The following is a 15,932-nucleotide window of genomic DNA, read 5'->3' as shown; positions in this document are numbered from 1 at the left end:
TCAATTCCTAACTATTCGGGTGCGAGTAAACAGGCGTGCGCTTGAGCCATAACTTAAGCGCCTGCCAATAAATTCCAACAACGGTTTTGACCGTCATACTAGGTGTCTTCAAAAGTGCTTTGCGCAAGGTCTTTGAAGTCAGAGGCTCATACTTCATGGCTAAGCCCGCGCTGAAATGTTTTTTATCCTGATAACAGTCCATGCGCAATGTAAAGGCGTCACCAGGCTGCTCGATTTGCCATTTATACTGCATATCCATCGGATTGAAGGGGGATACATGAAATTGCTTTTCGGTATCTCGCTGTTCAGCCAAATTTACAAGATAATAATGACGCTCGTTCCAGGGGGTATTAGACACCTCCGCCAGCATGTGACTAAAATCAGTATTGCCTGCAGGTCTTACAAAATAAAAATTGACCGGACTAAAATATAGCCCGAACATTCTCAACTGTCCTAGCAAGAAAACATCCCCGTTCAACTCTGGCCCGCCCAACTCAGTAATTTTACTCAATACTGACAATTTAACATCCTGACTTTCGTCCCCAACGTAATCTGTTCTACGAAAACGTACAAGCGACCGATGCATTGATGAAAAATGTTTAACGTTTTCATCTAGTTGATTCAGCTCATCCAGAGAGATCCAGAATAAAAAAATTGAGTAGGTAAATCTATGACGGGTAGGCAAAAATCGCTCATGATATACTGTGCCATGATAAATACCGCTGCTAGTCACAAGGTTTCTCCAAACCGGGCAGCAACATCCAGAGCACTATTTACACCATCTTCGTGGAAGCCGTTATACCAATAGGCCCCGCAAAAATGAAGATTGTCTATGCCGCAAATTTCCTGGCGACGTTGTTGAGCAGCAACCATATTGTGACTGTATTGTGGATGCGCATACTGATAGCGCCCCAGGATTTTAGACTCATCAATCGCTGCTGTATTATTCAGAGTCACGCAAAATGTTGTATCGCAATCCAATTGTTGCAAGATATTCATATCATAGGTAACCGTAGCCGGCGCCCGGGCCTCATCGGGAGACTCTGTCAGACGATAATTCCAGCTTGCCCATGCGAGCTTGCGGTCGGGGAGTTGGCTGGTATCAGTATGCATCACCACATCGTTCATTGAATAAGGAATCGAGCCGAGAATCTCGTTGTGTTCAGTGGTTGGGTTTGCCAATATTTTCAGAGCCTGATCACTATGGCAGGCAAAGATGACCTGATCATAATCATCATAACCATCCTGGGTTACAACTCGCCAGCGCTCAGCACTTTTTTCCACCGACAGCACCGGCGTTGATAATTTTATCCGTTCTTTAAAGCTCGCAATGAGTGGTTCAATATAGGAAGAAGAGCCGCCCACTAACGTGTACCATTGAGGGCGGTTCGTAATATTCAATAAGCCATGGTTGCCAAAAAATTGCAGGAAGAAACGTAAAGGGAACTCGCGGGTTTGTTCAATACTGGCTGACCAGATTGCTGCACACATAGGAAGAATATATAAATTAGCAAAATCATCACTTAGCTTTAGCTCGCGGATAAATCCGAAAAGGGTTTTATCTGCGACCTTCGCATCTTCTTTAATAAGTTTTTTACAGGCTTTATTAAATGTAAGAATGTCTTTCACAATTCGCCAAAAGCGCGGTCTTAATATATTGCGACGCTGGGCGAAGAGGGTATTGATGGTGTTACCATTGTATTCAATACCGGATTTTGGCGCGTGTACAGAAAAACTCATCTCAGTGGGCTGACTCTTAATCGATAGCTTTTCCATGAGTTTGATGAAATTCGGGTATGTCCAGTCATTAAATACGATGAACCCGGTATCTATGGCGTAGTGTTTGTCCTTAACAGTAACCTGTTTGGTCGCAGTATGACCGCCAATATAGTCGTTAGACTCATAAACAGTAATATCGTGGCGGTTGTGTAAAAGGTGGGCGCAGGTTAGACCGGAAATTCCTGTTCCGATAATGGCAACCTTCTGATTCATTATTTTGTACTCTTTAGTTACTACTTATTACGCATAGACAAAGATATCTTTCGCTGCAACCCTGTAGGCAGAATGTGCATAAAGCGCATAATCCAGCCAAACAAGGTTGGGAAAAAGATAGACTGGCGATTCTTTTCTATACCATACAACAGATCTTTAGCAGCCCGCTCAACTTTAATCATCATTGGCATGTCAAAATCATTCTGATCGGTTAAGGGGGTTTCAACAAACCCGGGTGAAACTGCCTGAACCTTCACGCCTTTGTCCCACAAGTCAATTTCGAGAGACTTGGTAAAATAGTGGAGGGCAGCTTTTGATGAACCGTAGGCTTCTGTTCTGGTAAATGGGAACAGGCGCGCCATACTATCGACGATGACGAGTTTGTTACCTTTATTAAGGTTCGGTAATAGCCCATTCACACAGTTTACGACACCAAAAAAATTAGCCTCAAAAACCCGACGAAACATATCGGTTTCAAACTGATCTATATCAACATATTCACAGGTGCCCGCATTCAATACTGCAATATCAAATGTACATTGATTTAATGCTTCTGCAGTCTGCTTAGCATCGCTGACATCAAACCGCAGTCCGGTGATATTGGTGTGTTCGCCCAATGTGTCCAGTTTTTCCTGGTTGCGGCCGCATGCAATGACTTCATAGCCATTATCTGCTGCCTTAAGAGCCAGCGCTTCACCTATTCCGGATGTTGCGCCGGTTATTAACATAGTAGTCATTGAGCTAGCTTCCTTTTTACCTTTTTGATTATCCAACCGATAAGGGGAATATGTTCATAGACCATTTCACCCAAATCGTAGTAATCACGATGAAAGTAAAACCCCTGGTCGGTTTTCTTCAGTAATGTCGTACCATCCAGGTGAATTGTCTTTTGCGGCTTTTTCAGCACCAATGTCATATACCACGTAATCAGATAATGAATATCTGCATCGTTGGACTCACAGGTGACAACGTGTTGAATGTCAAACTCGCAAGACGATGCCTGTTCATTAAGCTTTTCAAAATAGTGCGCCACATCGTCAATGCCTTTATGACGCTGAATGGGGTCAATGAATTCTACATCCTGCGTGTAAATAGTCTGCAAATCAGTAGATGAAATTTTTGTAAGGTCCCGATAAATCGAGCAAAATCTTTCTATATGGGTCATGGGCATTATTTTGTAAAATGTATAAAAACATTACCCAAATTTTCATACTCAAGATCATAAGTGGCTAATTGTTGCGCGTCGCACTGTCCTGATATTGTCGATCCAATTACAATTTAAGGGCGTAATCAGCCTCAATCACTCATCTACTTTGCGCAGCTGAATGTCGTATCAATCTGTACCTCTTTTTCCGCTATCTGCTCATCTGATGCCAGAAGGACGGATGTCGCTTCGAATCTTTGAACCCCGCTACACGCGGATGGTAAAGGAGGTTTGTGCACAAGATGCCGGTTTTGTGGTGTGTATGCTGAATGCGGAAGGAGATAAAAAAGATAACAAACATATTTTTCCTGTAGGTACGTTTGCCAAAATTATTGACTTTGAATTGCTCGAAGATGGATTGCTTGGCATAAAGGTTGCTGGTCTTTACAACGTAGAGGTGCGAAACATCGAAACAGAGCCTGACGGATTACGAGTTGGGCAGTATGAAAAGCATGATGCTTGGCAATGTGATGTTTCCCCCCAACAAATTACACCTATGGTGGAAAGGTTAGAGGAAGTATTCGAGCGTTACTCAGAGATTAGTAGTTTGTATGACAACGCTCAGTTTGATGATCCTCGGTGGGTACTTTATCGATGGTTAGAATTACTACCGATAGATGCTAAACAAAAACAGTATTTTCTTACTCAAAAAGATTGTAAGCCGTTGCTAAACTATTTAAGTGCTCTGATGCAATAGACAGTGTGTAAATATTACATTGGCAACCAAGAATAGATTACTGTAAACACCTGGTCATGGATCACATAACTTTTCGCCGTAGATACTCATTACCATACAGGAAAGGCGGACGGAAGCTTATGTTAGTTGGAATCCCATTAGAACAAAGCAACAGTGTAGTTAAACCGAAAGATTGTGCTGGAGAGATGTCAGGCTATATCGTTTCAATAGCAGAAAATCGGTGCAAACGTTCGTTTGCCAGAATTTTTAGTTATTTTGCTCCCCGCCTTCGCTCTTATGCGCTTAAGCAAATGGGTAATGAAGCTCTGGCGATGGAGTTGGTCCAGGATACTATGTCAAATGTGTGGCAGAAAGCGCATTTGTTTAACGCGGAGAAAGGCAGCCCGTCTACGTGGATATTTACAATTGCGAGAAATATTCGTTTCGATATGCTGCGTAAACTTCAAAATCGTAAAGAAGATGTATGTTCTGACGACTTGTGGCCCGTATTATGTGAACAAACAGCCGATGCCAATGAAGCGTCGCTGGATGAACAGATAACACTTGAGCAAATTGGTTTTATGTTCGAATCGCTTCCGGTAAAGCAGAAAGCTGTCATTGAGGCTATTTATATTGATGGTAAATCTCAGCAGGAAGTGGCCGATGAACTGAGTATTCCACTTGGCACAGTAAAGTCGAGAACACGCCTTGCGCTGCAACGTTTGAAGGTTATGCTAAACGACCATGATTAAGTTTCATCCTGACCCTGAACAATTATCGTTGTATGTTCAGGGTGGGCTGACACCTGTCGAATCATTAATGGTCCGGGCACACTGCGATTATTGTGATAGGTGTAGTAAAGTAGTGCATGAGAAAACCGTTTTGCTGGGAGAAAAATTTGCCAGTGAAAATGTATTGGCTGCAGAGACTCGGGCCGTACACACTTCCACCAATTTATCTGCAATTTTCGATGAAATTGTAAAGTCACCCGCATCGAATGCTGTACCCCCTCCCAAAAAAATGCCTACTACTGTTGAGCTTGATGGCAGAAGATTTGTTCTTCCTCGCACATTGAGAAAGTTCATTTCGTCAGTGGGAAATTGGTCAAGTCTCGTGGGAAAGGTGTGGCAGGCGCCTGTTAAATTGGGCGGGGCGCAGATAGCAAATCTGGTTTATATTGGACAGCACGGCGAGATACCAGAACATACGCATAAAGGTGTCGAGACCACCCTGGTGTTAAAAGGAGAATTTAAAGACGGCATTAATGCTTACCAACCAGGCGATTATATTCGCATGAGTGGCACAGATACTCACACCCCCTATACAGACTCCCCCCAGGGATGTCTGATATTCAGTGTTCTCGACCAACCGTTACAGTTCACTTGTGGCATTGCAAAATTCATTAATCCCTTTAGCGCTGTCTATTTTCGCTAAAAAAACCTGCTTGACGCAGGTTTTGTATTAACTGATAAAACTACTATCCGGATAATTAAGCTTTAACGTTTTAATGGCGTTGTCACGCAACTCGGTCAACCCCAGTTCTTCATAACTGGATACCATAATCTCCAGCGCACGCTGCACCTGATCAGAATCCGGAAAATGCTCAATGACATAACGACCCCGGTTAGCAGCAGCTACATAGGCTTCTCGACGCATATAAAATTTTGCAATAGCGATCTCATAGCTTGCCAGACGGTTCTTAATGAACATCATACGCTTGCGCGCATCAGCGGCATACTTGCTATCTGGGTATTGTTGTATCAGACGGCGAAAATCATCAAAAGCCTGTCTGGATTTGGACGGATCCCGGTCTGTGCGATCAATATTTAATAGTTCCTGAAACAGGTTGCTGTCCGCCTCCATATTTACCAGGCCGCGCATGTAAAATGCATAGTCGATGTCCGAATGATTTGGATTCAACCTGATAAAACGATCTATGGTGGCAATGGTTTCGTCGATCTTGCCAGACTTATAATAGCTGTAGATTAGGTCTAACTGAACCTGATGAGACAAAGGACCGAACGGATAGCGAGAATCCAGCGCGCTAAGCGTATTGGATGCTGCGCTAAAATTTCCAGACTGCATACTTTGCTGTGCCTGCTGATACATCTGCTGCGCGCCCATGTTGGCCATCGCTGCCTTTTCTTCTGCGTCGTCAGAGGAGCTACATCCTGCAACAGATACCATGACGCCAACTACCAGCGGCGCCATATAACGGAATGACTTCATATTATTTTCTCGTTCCCCAATTCGTCGTTTTGGTGTGGCTGTTCTGCATTTATATTAGCATTCTAACGTACTCGTTCTGCTAATGACTATAGAATCCTGCAAAGATCATCTCAAGAAATCATAAAGCTTGTTATAATGCGTCTTTTCATCCAACGAATTGGCGCTCTATGTCCCAGTCAGAAAATACCGTGCATCTTGAGGCGGTAACAGAATCCCACCATTTTGGTAACAGGTTAGATCAGGTATTAGCAGATTTGTTCCCTGAATATTCACGGTCAAAGCTAAAAACCTGGATTCTTGATGGTAATGTTACAATTAATGGCCAGGTGTGTGCTACGCCAAAACACAAAGTGGCAATGGAAGAGACGATTAATGTGGTAGCTGTAATGGAGGTTCAGACAAAAAGTGAAGCCCAGGCTATCGATTTAGATATTGTTTATGAAGATGATGCGATTCTAATTATCAATAAACCGGCAGGCCTGGTGGTGCATCCGGGGGCTGGGAATCAGGACGGCACGTTGCTTAACGCGTTGTTAAATCATGTACCGAATATTGATAAGGTTCCCAGGGCGGGCATCGTGCACAGGCTTGATAAAGACACTACCGGCTTGATGGTTGTGGCGAAAACGATACCGGCGCAAACGCACTTAGTGGCGCAATTACAAGAACGTACCATGAGTCGCGAGTACGATGCATTGGCAATAGGTACGATGGTTGGCGGTGGTGAAGTGGATGCACCTATTGGTCGCCATCAGACTAAGCGCACGTTGATGGCGGTAAGAGAAAGCGGCAAACCGGCGGTTACTCATTATCGGGTACGAGAGAAATTTCGCGCACACACATTTATTCGTCTTAAACTGGAATCCGGCCGGACTCATCAGATTCGTGTTCATATGACGCATATAAAGCATCCGTTAGTTGGCGATCCAGTGTATGGTGGACGTCCCCGATTGCCTAAGGGCGCATCGGATGATTTTGTTGAAACGTTACGCCAGTTTAAACGTCAGGCGTTGCACGCTGCAAAATTGTCTTTATTTCATCCTGAAACCAATGAGTGGATGACCTGGCAGGCACCATTGCCGGATGATTTTGTTAACTTGCTGGAAAAGGTGCGTGACGATACGACAACCCATGGCTTCGACGACTATTGATTTACCGCTGATCAAACCTCAGTGGCGCGCTCCCGCGTCGGTGGTCGCTTATACCACCACCCGTGCCGGCGGCGTTAGCATCGGCCGCCACAGTACATTGAATTTAGGTTTGCATGTGCAGGATGACCCCGATTATGTACTGGCAAACCGCGCCAAACTTCCCGGTGCCGATAAATTACAGTGGCTGGATCAGGTTCATGGTAATCGTGCGGTAATGCTACCTGCAAAGGATTCAGAAGCAGACGCCAGCATCAGCAGTGATCCCACGCTGTGGTGTGCAATAATGACAGCTGATTGTGTACCTGTATTACTGTGCAATCGGCAGGGCACTGAGGTGGCTGCAATTCATGCGGGCTGGCAGGGGCTGTATAGCAGGATAATTGCGCGCACCATCCAAACGATGCGGTCGTCGCCAGAAGATATACTTGCCTGGATAGGCCCGGCGATTTGCGGCTTTCACTATCAGGTTGATGAAACACTGGCGAATAAATTTTCCGTGTACAAAGGCGTAGCCGTTCCGGATGAAGCACCCGGTAAATGGCGTCTGGATCTTCCCGGCATCGCCAGATATCAATTACACAACGCTGGTGTCGATGCAGTGACTGATGCTAAGCGATGCACCTATCACCACAATCAAGAATTCTTTTCTCACCGCCGTAGCATGCATGAACACAGCGGTACGCCAGGGCGAATGGTCAGTGTCATTGGTCTTGTTTGATATGCATCAATACATTGACGGTATTTTAATCTGTTAACTTGAATCGGTGGCAAATAGTACCCATAACCTGGTTAGGGTTTTTGCAAGAGATACAGGTATGCGATTAGACAGATTTACCAGCAAATTTCAGATAGCCATTTCGGATGCCCAGTCTTTGGCTTTGGGCAGAGATCACCAGTTTATTGAACCAGTTCATTTAATGACAGCGCTGCTTAATCAGCAGGGCGGGTCAATCCGCCCATTACTCGATCACGCTAGTATCAATATCAATGCACTACGTTCAGCACTGAGTGAAGCCATTGAGCGGCTTCCGCGGGTAGAGGGCGTTGGCGGCGATGTACAGCTCAGTAAAGAATCGGGCATGTTGCTGAATATGTGCGATAAAATTGCGCAACAGCGCAAAGATGAGTACATCACATCGGAAATTTTTGTGTTGGCGGCGCTGGAAGACAAGGGCCGCTTAGGTAGCATATTTAAAGAGCTGAATCTTACCAAAGCGAAAGTCGAAAATGCGATAGATACAATGCGCAATGGCCAGAAGGTGACGGATCCTAATGCTGAGGACGTACGGCAGGCCCTGGAGAAATTTACCACGGATCTTACCGAACGCGCTGAGCAGGGCAAACTGGATCCTGTCATCGGACGAGATGACGAGATTCGGCGAACCATCCAGGTACTGCAGCGGCGGACTAAGAACAATCCGGTTCTTATCGGTGAGCCGGGTGTGGGCAAAACCGCTATTGTGGAAGGACTGGCACAACGTATTATCAACAAAGAAGTACCCGAAGGCTTGAAGGACAAACGAGTATTGTCTCTGGATATGGGAGCGCTGGTGGCCGGTGCAAAATATCGTGGGGAATTTGAGGAACGTCTTAAAGCAGTACTGACAGAGCTGGCCAAAGAAGAGGGCCGCGTCATATTATTTATTGATGAATTGCATACTATGGTTGGCGCTGGCAAAGCTGACGGTGCGATGGATGCAGGAAATATGCTCAAACCTGCGTTAGCCCGGGGAGAGCTGCATTGCGTAGGGGCAACTACACTGGACGAGTATCGCCAGTATATTGAAAAAGATGCTGCGTTGGAGCGTCGTTTCCAGAAAGTGCTGGTGGATGAGCCCTCAGTGGAAGATACCATCGCGATTTTACGCGGTCTCAAAGAAAGATATGAGTTGCATCACTCGGTAGACATTACCGATCCGGCTATTGTCGCCGCTGCGAGTTTGTCTCACCGGTACATCAGTGACCGCCAGCTACCCGATAAAGCGATTGATTTAATTGATGAAGCAGCGTCGAGCATTCGCCTGCAAATTGATTCAAAGCCAGAAGATATGGACCGTCTGGAGCGACGTATAATCCAACTTAAGCTGGAAGAGCAGGCGCTGGCTAAGGAAACCGATGACGCCAGTCATAAGCGCCTTGAAATGATAGAGCTTGAGCGAGAGCAGGCTGAACAGAAATATGCAGAACTTGAGTCTATCTGGACTGATGAAAAGAATGCTATGCAAGGCACCCAGACGATCAAGTCTGAACTTGAACAGGCCAAGTTAGATCTGGAAATTGCCCGCCGTGCCTCAGATCTCAACCGTATGTCAGAACTTCAGTATGGCCGTATACCCGAGCTAGAAATGAAACTTGAACGTGCTTCAGAAGGCGAAGCTCAGGAAACTATGCTACTTAAAAACAAGGTCACTGATAGTGAGATAGCGGAGGTGTTATCACGCTGGACAGGGATCCCTGTGGCTAAGATGCTTGAAGGCGAGCGAGAAAAGCTTTTGCGTATGGAAGATGCGCTACATAAAAGGGTAGTGGGGCAAAGTGAGGCAGTCACCGCAGTATCTAACGCAATCCGGCGTTCCCGAGCGGGATTGGCAGATCCCAACAGACCCATAGGATCTTTTTTGTTTCTCGGCCCCACGGGCGTAGGCAAAACCGAGCTGTGTAAAGCCTTGGCAGGTTTTATGTTTGATACAGAAAATGCCATGGTGCGCATTGATATGTCGGAGTTTATGGAGAAGCATTCGGTGTCTCGACTGGTGGGCGCGCCTCCCGGCTATGTAGGTTATGAAGAGGGCGGATATCTGACCGAAGCAGTTCGCCGCAAACCTTATTCTGTAATTCTGCTGGATGAAGTAGAGAAAGCCCATCCGGATGTATTTAACATTTTGCTTCAGGTGCTTGATGACGGCCGTCTGACCGATGGACAGGGCAGAACCGTCGACTTCAAGAATGCAGTGATTATCATGACCTCCAACCTGGGTTCAGATATAATTCAGGATAAACATTCCCAGAGCCAGTATGAGGAAATGAAGTCCATGGTAATGGGCGTAGTGGGGCAGCATTTCAGGCCGGAGTTTATCAACCGGGTGGATGACATAGTTGTGTTCCATCCGCTAGGCAAAGAAGAGATAAAATCTATCGCCAAAATCCAGCTGGCTTCTCTTCGCGCAAGGTTGGCAGAGAAAGGTTTCAAACTGGAATTGTCCGGGGCTGCGATGGACAAGCTCTCTGAAGCAGGCTTTGACCCGATCTTTGGCGCGAGGCCACTTAAACGGGCTATACAACATCAGATTGAAAACCCTCTGGCCCAAGAGCTTTTGTCAGGCAATATTGTCCCTGATTCAACCATAAGAATTGATCAGGAAGACGGGCAAATTGTAATCGTAAAACCGGATCCCATAAGGCACTAGGATACGGATAAAAAAGGAGGCACAGCCTCCTTTTTTCATATGGACTGCATAAGAATCTTGGCGTCTTCCCGCTCGCGAAACGTCTCATTGAGCGTTTGATGTTTGGTTAATATTGCCCTGGCTTCATCACTACGGCCCAGCTGCTTCAGAGCATAGGCGATGTGATACTGCACTGCAGGATCAGACGCATCCAGGGTATAAGCCTTGCGTAATATTTCTAACCCGCTTTGATAATCTTTCGATAGTGTAATAAGCCAACCTTTTGTATCCATCAGTGCTGCTGAACGAGGTTGTAAAGCAAGTGCTTCATCGATCAGACGCAACGCTTTTTGTGGTTGCGCTGTCGCATAAATATTTGCAAGATTGTTAAGCACAAACGCCCTGTTTGGCAGGGAGTCGTCGGCAAGTAAATTCAGATAGATTTTTTCCGCATGCTCATGCCTGTTATCTACATAGTACAAATCAGCTAACAGGTGTTGACGAAAACGCGTGTTTTGCGCTTCGTTATTTTGCAAATATTCTATAAGTGAGTTGCGTTTTGTACCTGTTCGGGCCAGCTCAAAGGCTTTAATCAAGGGCAGTTGAAATGACCCAGACCGGTCCAGAGATACCATATACGCGTCAAACGCCGCGTCATTGTCACCTTTTGCAGCTGCAAGATCGCCACGCAACAGCGCCAGATTCGCTGTTTTGCCAAACTGATTAGCAAAGATGCTCAGACGCTCTGATGCATCATCAAAGCGTTTTTGGCTAATTAAAAATGAAGCATACTCCAGATGAGGCTGCTGTGTTTTTGCTGCCAGCTTAATAGCCGCCAGGTAGGATTTTTCAGCGCCTGTCGAATCGTTGGACGCCAGCTGGTGCTGGGCCAGTAATAGTAATTTAAACGGTTGTTCAGACCACAGCGCATATACCATATTAAGCTGGGAGCGCGCCGCAGACATATCGCCAATCTCGTTCAGTACCGCGGCTTTTTGTAAGTGATAATCAGCCGATAAGCGGTCAATGCTTATAAGCGCGTTAATTTCACTCAGAGCTGCCTGTAAATCGCCTTCTCCTTGATACACTTCAATTAAAAACTGACGCGCCTCAACATTTTTATTATCCAGGGTTTTGGCCGCAAGCAAATGGTCAACAGCTTCATCGGTACGATCCTGAGCAAGATAAATCTGAGCCGCGAGGATTCGGGCCGCAACATTGGTTTTATCCTGTTTTATAGCCGCTTCAATAGCTGCGCTGGATGTTGCCCATGCCTTTTCCTGAAAGGCTACCCGCGCTCTTGCAATTAATCCGGCTACATTGTCTGCATCGGCGTCAAGCAGAACTTCGATGGAGCGCTTCGCCTCATCCAGACTATTGGTTCTTATTAGCAGATCTGTCAGTATAGCCCGGTGCCCAAGACTATCGGGCTGACGGTCAAGCAGTTTCTGAGTGAGTGTGAGCGCCTCGCGATAATTTTCCTGCTGGCTGAGTAGAGCAATTTTAAGACGGATAACTTCTTCATTTTCGGAGCTGGCCAAATCTGTATTAAGCATTCTTCGGGCTTGCTCGATGTCGTCCTTATGAAGTAAAAGTTTAACCTTAAGAATAGAATAGTTTTCTTTGCCTTCGTATCGGGCGTTTAGTTCAGGAAGTATTTGATCGCATTTAAAAGATCGCTTAAGGGCAAGGTTCAGCTCACAATACAAGCGAGCTAAGGGCAAGTGAGCGATTACCTTGTTTTCATATTTATCCAGTAAGTTTGATGCGTCTTTGAAGTTACTGGTCTTAATCATTGCGTCTGCCAGCATACTTAACTGCTCGGGGGAGGCGTCACGTTTACCTACGTAGCGATATAACTCAGTACTGGCGAGACTGTAGTTCTTGTTTAAATACGCTACAATCCCGGTAATCAGGCTAAGCTCGATTCGCTCATTAAGTTGTTTTTCGGTGAGCAAACTCAATTTATCCGCCAGGGACTTTAAAATTTTATCGGCCTCAAACTGCTGTTGAGTAAGTGCCAGAATACGTGCCTTGATCAGCTGGTTCTGCACATCTCCCGGTGTCTGCTCTTCAATCTTTGCAATGATTTCAGATGCCATTCCAAACTGTTCATTTTCGGCCAGGGCACTGGCATAAGCGCGCATGGTTGCAGGGTTGTCAGGGGCTGTCTCATACGCTTTTTTATAAACTGCCAGCGAAGACTCGCCCTGCATGTCTTTCAACTTACCCAATGTGATGAGCGTAAACGGTTCGTTAGGCTTTATGTTTAGAGATCGTGCTACCAACACTTCTGCTTTGCTAATCTCATCAATGTCCAGCATTAGATTTGCCTGAGCATTAATAAGAGCAACCTCATTTGGGTAGTCATCTAATGCATTTTCGTATAGTACCTGGGCCTGGGCGAGTTGATTGAGCCTAATGTGTGCAGTGCCTACTACCAACGTAACTGAAAGCTTAGCCTCGTTCTGCAAAGTATTTCGTTTTAAAAGCGTGAAGACTTTATCGTACTGACCGTCCAGCAGGTAAGCTCTCGACAAGGGCGGCAAAACAAGATTTTTATCGCCACCGGCCAGCAGCACTTCCTCAAATTCGTCGATAGCTTCTTTAATATAACCGTCCAGCAGCAATATCCGCCCCATCAACAGCTTGGCGGGCAAGTGCTCCGGCGAGGATTTCAAAACGTGTTTAAGCAGCAGATAAGAGTCTTGTACGCTGCCCTGATTAAATGCCACGAGCGCATCATCATAAGAAGCCGATTTATTGTTGGCATAGGTTGCAGCGCTGCTTAACAACATAGTACTTAAAATACTGGCCTTAATTACGGTGTTCACTGATATCTCACTTTTCTTTACAGCAACGTCATGATTGTAGTCTACATAAAAAAGCCCCTTTAATAAGGGGCTTCTCTGTATACATTAGTATTATTTTCGGCGTCTGAGTACCAACATTCCCAGGGCGCCAAAGAGGAGGGCTGTGGCAGGTGCAGGGACATCGACCCTCGGTGAAAAATGAGTTGTGAGGCTTACAAGCTTGAAATAGTCTTTTTCACCAGTCCAAAAAGTGTTGCCACCGAAGTTTGTGTTATATGCGCCGATCAGCCAGTACTTAGCTTCTGTGACAATATTTGAAAAACTCAGCGTATTACTGTGACTGAAGTCTGCATTAGAGTAGCTTTCCTTAAATACTGCCTGATTAGCAATATTTTCCCAACTCCTTCCGGCCAGTATTGGCATTGAACTAAAGGCTGCAATAGACAAGTCTCTATCATTGTAGACAGCGCCGAGACGTAAGCCACTGACACTGACTGAATTTTCAAATGAAAAAAGCAACATATCGCTACTCTGTTCATTGTCAATGTAATGACCGTCATTGTATTCGCCTTTACTATGTCCCTGACCCGTATTAGTCGCGAGTAAACCCCATTCATTGGCGCCGATAATAGCGCTTTTTACACGTTTACTTTCTTTCCCTGACCAAGCTGTTACCTCTAGTGATTGGCCATTTTGGAAGGTACTTAGTGTATTGCCTGCCCGCTTATTATCTATATTCAAATGAGCTTGAGAGCTGTTAAAATTCCAAACTGTATCTGCAGCAAGCGCTGATAGTGAGATAAAAGGTAATGCACAAAGTATGGCAATGCCTGATGTAAACTTTTTCATTATGTTTTCCTAGATACAACTTTTTATGTAATTTTTTACTAGCAAAACTTCGGCCATATTTAAATCGTTTAAAAATCAATCATATGGCGCGCGGATAGCTATAAGTGTAAAAATAACTGACAGTACTTTGCGTATAATAGACGCTGGTGTGACCTATTACAGCCAATTGGGAGTATGCAAACTAATACGTCGTTATAACTGGGTGGGCCGGAGTTTCTGCTATCCTGGCAGCCCTCTTATATGAAATACTATATATAACTGTTTTTTGAATAAATGAGGAAATATGTCCCAAAGCAAACGTAAGGGAATTTATCTGCTTCCCAATCTTCTAACTACCGCGGGTTTGTTTTCCGGCTTTTTCGCCGTTGTCTCCTCCATGAACGGACGTTTTGAGGCCGCGGCGATTGCTATCTTTGTCGCGATGGTTTTTGATGGATTAGACGGGCGCGTTGCCCGAATGACCAATACCCAAAGCGATTTTGGCGCAGAGTATGACTCTATGGCTGACATGGTTTCCTTCGGTATGGCGCCAGCGTTAGTGGCTTACAACTGGGGCCTCAGTGAAATGGGTAAGCTTGGCTGGCTGGCAGCGTTCATATATGTCGCTGGCGCAGCCTTACGTCTGGCCCGATTCAATACTCAGGTTGGGATTGCGGATAAACGGTTTTTCCAAGGGTTAGCCAGTCCGTCTGCAGCGGCGCTTGTATCTGGTTTAGTATGGGTAGGCGTGGAATATGGCGCAAACGGAAATGACTATGGACTTGTGGTTGCGTTTATAACCTCTGCTGCTGGCTTGCTTATGGTGAGTAACTTTAAATATAATTCGTTTAAAGAAGTTAACTGGCACGGCAAGGTGCCATTTGTTGCTATCCTTATCATTCTCATGATTTTTGTGATTGTAGCGACCGAGCCTGCTTTGGTGCTATTTATTGTATTTGCGCTTTACGCACTTGCTGGTCCAATCAATACATTCAGAACGGTAGACAAAATGACGCTGGATGATGTGGTCGGGGATCATGAAGAAGCGGATGCTGATTTTACCGAAGATGAGCGAGAAGACGCAGGTGCTGAAACAACGGATAAAAAGAGTTAGCTAAGCAGATTTTTTTAAAGTTGATTAAAAGGTGTCCGGGTGGACACCTTTTTTTATTTTTTTACAAAAAGTGCTTGCGTTTAAATCTGGTGTTTGTAGAATGCGCGCCTCTTCAACGAACAGGCGACAATGTTCAATGTGAGTTAGAAGAGAGTCATAAATTTTCAAAAAAATAAAAGAAAATGATTGACAAAAAATTGATGCGAAGTATCATACGCATCCCGTTTGAGGCAAGGCTTACAGCCACTTCAAACAATGTTCTTTAACAATTTATAACAAGACAATCTGTGTGGGCACTCGTTAAGAGTGTCAACCGACGATTCATAGATAGATTTTCGATTTTTAATTGAAGAGTTTGATCATGGCTCAGATTGAACGCTGGCGGCAGGCCTAACACATGCAAGTCGAGCGGTAGCATTTCTAGCTTGCTAGAAGATGACGAGCGGCGGACGGGTGAGTAATGCTTGGGAACTTGCCTTTGCGAGGGGGATAACCACTGGAAACGGTGGCTAATACCGCATAATGTCTACGGACCAAAG

At 45.2% G+C, this 15,932-nt stretch carries 14 protein-coding genes and 1 rRNA gene; 8 read left to right on the top strand and 7 right to left on the bottom strand.

Features of this window, described 5'->3' with window-relative positions; all coding sequences use genetic code 11:
• Window positions 1-7: 7 nt before the first annotated feature.
• From F458_RS0108345 to F458_RS0108330, 4 genes are read right to left on the bottom strand one after another with little or no spacing between them, the layout of a single operon-like run.
• Window positions 8-733: a DUF1365 domain-containing protein gene (locus tag F458_RS0108345; RefSeq protein ID WP_018982951.1), complete on the bottom strand. Its 726-nt coding sequence runs from the start codon at window positions 731-733 to the stop codon at window positions 8-10.
• Window positions 730-1,992 (bottom strand): NAD(P)/FAD-dependent oxidoreductase, encoded by a 1,263-nt coding sequence (locus F458_RS0108340; protein WP_018982950.1) that lies wholly within the window; start codon window positions 1,990-1,992, stop codon window positions 730-732. Before F458_RS0108340 ends, F458_RS0108345 begins: the two co-directional genes overlap by 4 nt.
• A gap of 20 nt (window positions 1,993-2,012) precedes the next feature.
• On the bottom strand, window positions 2,013-2,729 hold the full coding sequence (locus F458_RS0108335) for an SDR family NAD(P)-dependent oxidoreductase (protein ID WP_018982949.1): 717 nt from the start codon (window positions 2,727-2,729) through the stop codon (window positions 2,013-2,015).
• On the bottom strand, window positions 2,726-3,157 hold the full coding sequence (locus F458_RS0108330; RefSeq protein WP_026294586.1) for a nuclear transport factor 2 family protein: 432 nt from the start codon (window positions 3,155-3,157) through the stop codon (window positions 2,726-2,728). The genes F458_RS0108335 and F458_RS0108330 overlap by 4 nt, the downstream gene beginning before the upstream one ends.
• 220 nt (window positions 3,158-3,377) lie before the next feature.
• On the opposite strand from F458_RS0108330, the gene F458_RS0108325 reads away from it, so the two are divergent.
• The 3 genes from F458_RS0108325 (at window position 3,378) to F458_RS0108315 (ending at window position 5,306) form a co-directional block, all read left to right on the top strand.
• Window positions 3,378-3,893, top strand: coding sequence for an LON peptidase substrate-binding domain-containing protein (locus F458_RS0108325; RefSeq protein ID WP_018982947.1), 516 nt, complete (start codon window positions 3,378-3,380; stop codon window positions 3,891-3,893).
• Window positions 3,894-4,012: 119 nt separating this feature from the next.
• On the top strand, window positions 4,013-4,624 hold the full coding sequence (locus tag F458_RS0108320) for a sigma-70 family RNA polymerase sigma factor (RefSeq protein WP_018982946.1): 612 nt from the start codon (window positions 4,013-4,015) through the stop codon (window positions 4,622-4,624).
• Complete coding sequence (locus tag F458_RS0108315; protein ID WP_018982945.1) at window positions 4,617-5,306, top strand: ChrR family anti-sigma-E factor; 690 nt, start codon at window positions 4,617-4,619, stop codon at window positions 5,304-5,306. The genes F458_RS0108320 and F458_RS0108315 overlap by 8 nt, the downstream gene beginning before the upstream one ends.
• Before the next feature lie 27 nt (window positions 5,307-5,333).
• Here F458_RS0108315 and F458_RS0108310 read toward each other — a convergent pair whose 3' ends face one another.
• A complete protein-coding gene (locus tag F458_RS0108310; protein ID WP_018982944.1) occupies window positions 5,334-6,101 on the bottom strand; it encodes an outer membrane protein assembly factor BamD in 768 nt (255 codons plus the stop codon).
• Window positions 6,102-6,268: 167 nt separating this feature from the next.
• Between F458_RS0108310 and rluD the strand changes: the two genes are divergently transcribed.
• The 3 genes from rluD (at window position 6,269) to clpB (ending at window position 10,659) form a co-directional block, all read left to right on the top strand.
• Window positions 6,269-7,252: a 23S rRNA pseudouridine(1911/1915/1917) synthase RluD gene (gene rluD / locus F458_RS0108305; protein WP_018982943.1), complete on the top strand. Its 984-nt coding sequence runs from the start codon at window positions 6,269-6,271 to the stop codon at window positions 7,250-7,252.
• Entirely contained in the window at window positions 7,215-7,970 is a 756-nt protein-coding gene (gene pgeF, locus F458_RS0108300) for a peptidoglycan editing factor PgeF (RefSeq protein WP_232362647.1), read from the top strand. The genes rluD and pgeF overlap by 38 nt, the downstream gene beginning before the upstream one ends.
• A gap of 97 nt (window positions 7,971-8,067) precedes the next feature.
• Window positions 8,068-10,659, top strand: a complete 2,592-nt coding sequence (gene clpB / locus F458_RS0108295; protein WP_018982941.1) for an ATP-dependent chaperone ClpB — start codon at window positions 8,068-8,070, stop codon at window positions 10,657-10,659.
• A 35-nt stretch (window positions 10,660-10,694) separates the two neighbouring features.
• On the opposite strand, the gene F458_RS0108290 is transcribed toward clpB, so the two are convergent.
• Complete coding sequence (locus F458_RS0108290) at window positions 10,695-13,472, bottom strand: tetratricopeptide repeat protein (RefSeq protein ID WP_018982940.1); 2,778 nt, start codon at window positions 13,470-13,472, stop codon at window positions 10,695-10,697.
• Between the two features lie 90 nt (window positions 13,473-13,562).
• On the bottom strand, window positions 13,563-14,300 hold the full coding sequence (gene xdp1 / locus F458_RS20110) for an exosortase-dependent surface protein XDP1 (protein ID WP_018982939.1): 738 nt from the start codon (window positions 14,298-14,300) through the stop codon (window positions 13,563-13,565).
• Window positions 14,301-14,583: 283 nt separating this feature from the next.
• Between xdp1 and pssA the strand changes: the two genes are divergently transcribed.
• Both pssA and F458_RS0108275 read left to right on the top strand, forming a co-directional pair.
• Entirely contained in the window at window positions 14,584-15,393 is an 810-nt protein-coding gene (pssA, locus tag F458_RS0108280) for a CDP-diacylglycerol--serine O-phosphatidyltransferase (RefSeq protein ID WP_018982938.1), read from the top strand.
• Between the two features lie 343 nt (window positions 15,394-15,736).
• Window positions 15,737-15,932: ribosomal RNA gene (locus F458_RS0108275) — 16S ribosomal RNA — on the top strand; the annotation flags it as partial.

Origin of the sequence: Salinimonas chungwhensis DSM 16280 (assembly GCF_000378185.1) — a bacterium.
Lineage (GTDB): Bacteria > Pseudomonadota > Gammaproteobacteria > Enterobacterales > Alteromonadaceae > Alteromonas > Alteromonas chungwhensis.
The sequence above is the reverse complement of the archived record's forward strand: the minus strand, read 5'-3'. Positions and strand labels throughout refer to the sequence as shown.

Excerpts from the sequence above, each read along its gene's own strand:
- F458_RS0108340 (WP_018982950.1), bottom strand. The coding sequence starts at position 1,992 with ATGAATCAGAAGGTTGCCATTATCGGAACAGGAATTTCCGGTCTAACC.
- F458_RS0108335 (WP_018982949.1), bottom strand. The coding sequence starts at position 2,729 with ATGACTACTATGTTAATAACCGGCGCAACATCCGGAATAGGTGAAGCG.
- F458_RS0108330 (WP_026294586.1), bottom strand. The coding sequence starts at position 3,157 with ATGACCCATATAGAAAGATTTTGCTCGATTTATCGGGACCTTACAAAA.
- F458_RS0108325 (WP_018982947.1), top strand. The coding sequence starts at position 3,378 with ATGTCGCTTCGAATCTTTGAACCCCGCTACACGCGGATGGTAAAGGAG.
- F458_RS0108320 (WP_018982946.1), top strand. The coding sequence starts at position 4,013 with ATGTTAGTTGGAATCCCATTAGAACAAAGCAACAGTGTAGTTAAACCG.
- F458_RS0108315 (WP_018982945.1), top strand. The coding sequence starts at position 4,617 with ATGATTAAGTTTCATCCTGACCCTGAACAATTATCGTTGTATGTTCAG.
- F458_RS0108310 (WP_018982944.1), bottom strand. The coding sequence starts at position 6,101 with ATGAAGTCATTCCGTTATATGGCGCCGCTGGTAGTTGGCGTCATGGTA.
- rluD (WP_018982943.1), top strand. The coding sequence starts at position 6,269 with ATGTCCCAGTCAGAAAATACCGTGCATCTTGAGGCGGTAACAGAATCC.
- clpB (WP_018982941.1), top strand. The coding sequence starts at position 8,068 with ATGCGATTAGACAGATTTACCAGCAAATTTCAGATAGCCATTTCGGAT.
- xdp1 (WP_018982939.1), bottom strand. The coding sequence starts at position 14,300 with ATGAAAAAGTTTACATCAGGCATTGCCATACTTTGTGCATTACCTTTT.
- pssA (WP_018982938.1), top strand. The coding sequence starts at position 14,584 with ATGTCCCAAAGCAAACGTAAGGGAATTTATCTGCTTCCCAATCTTCTA.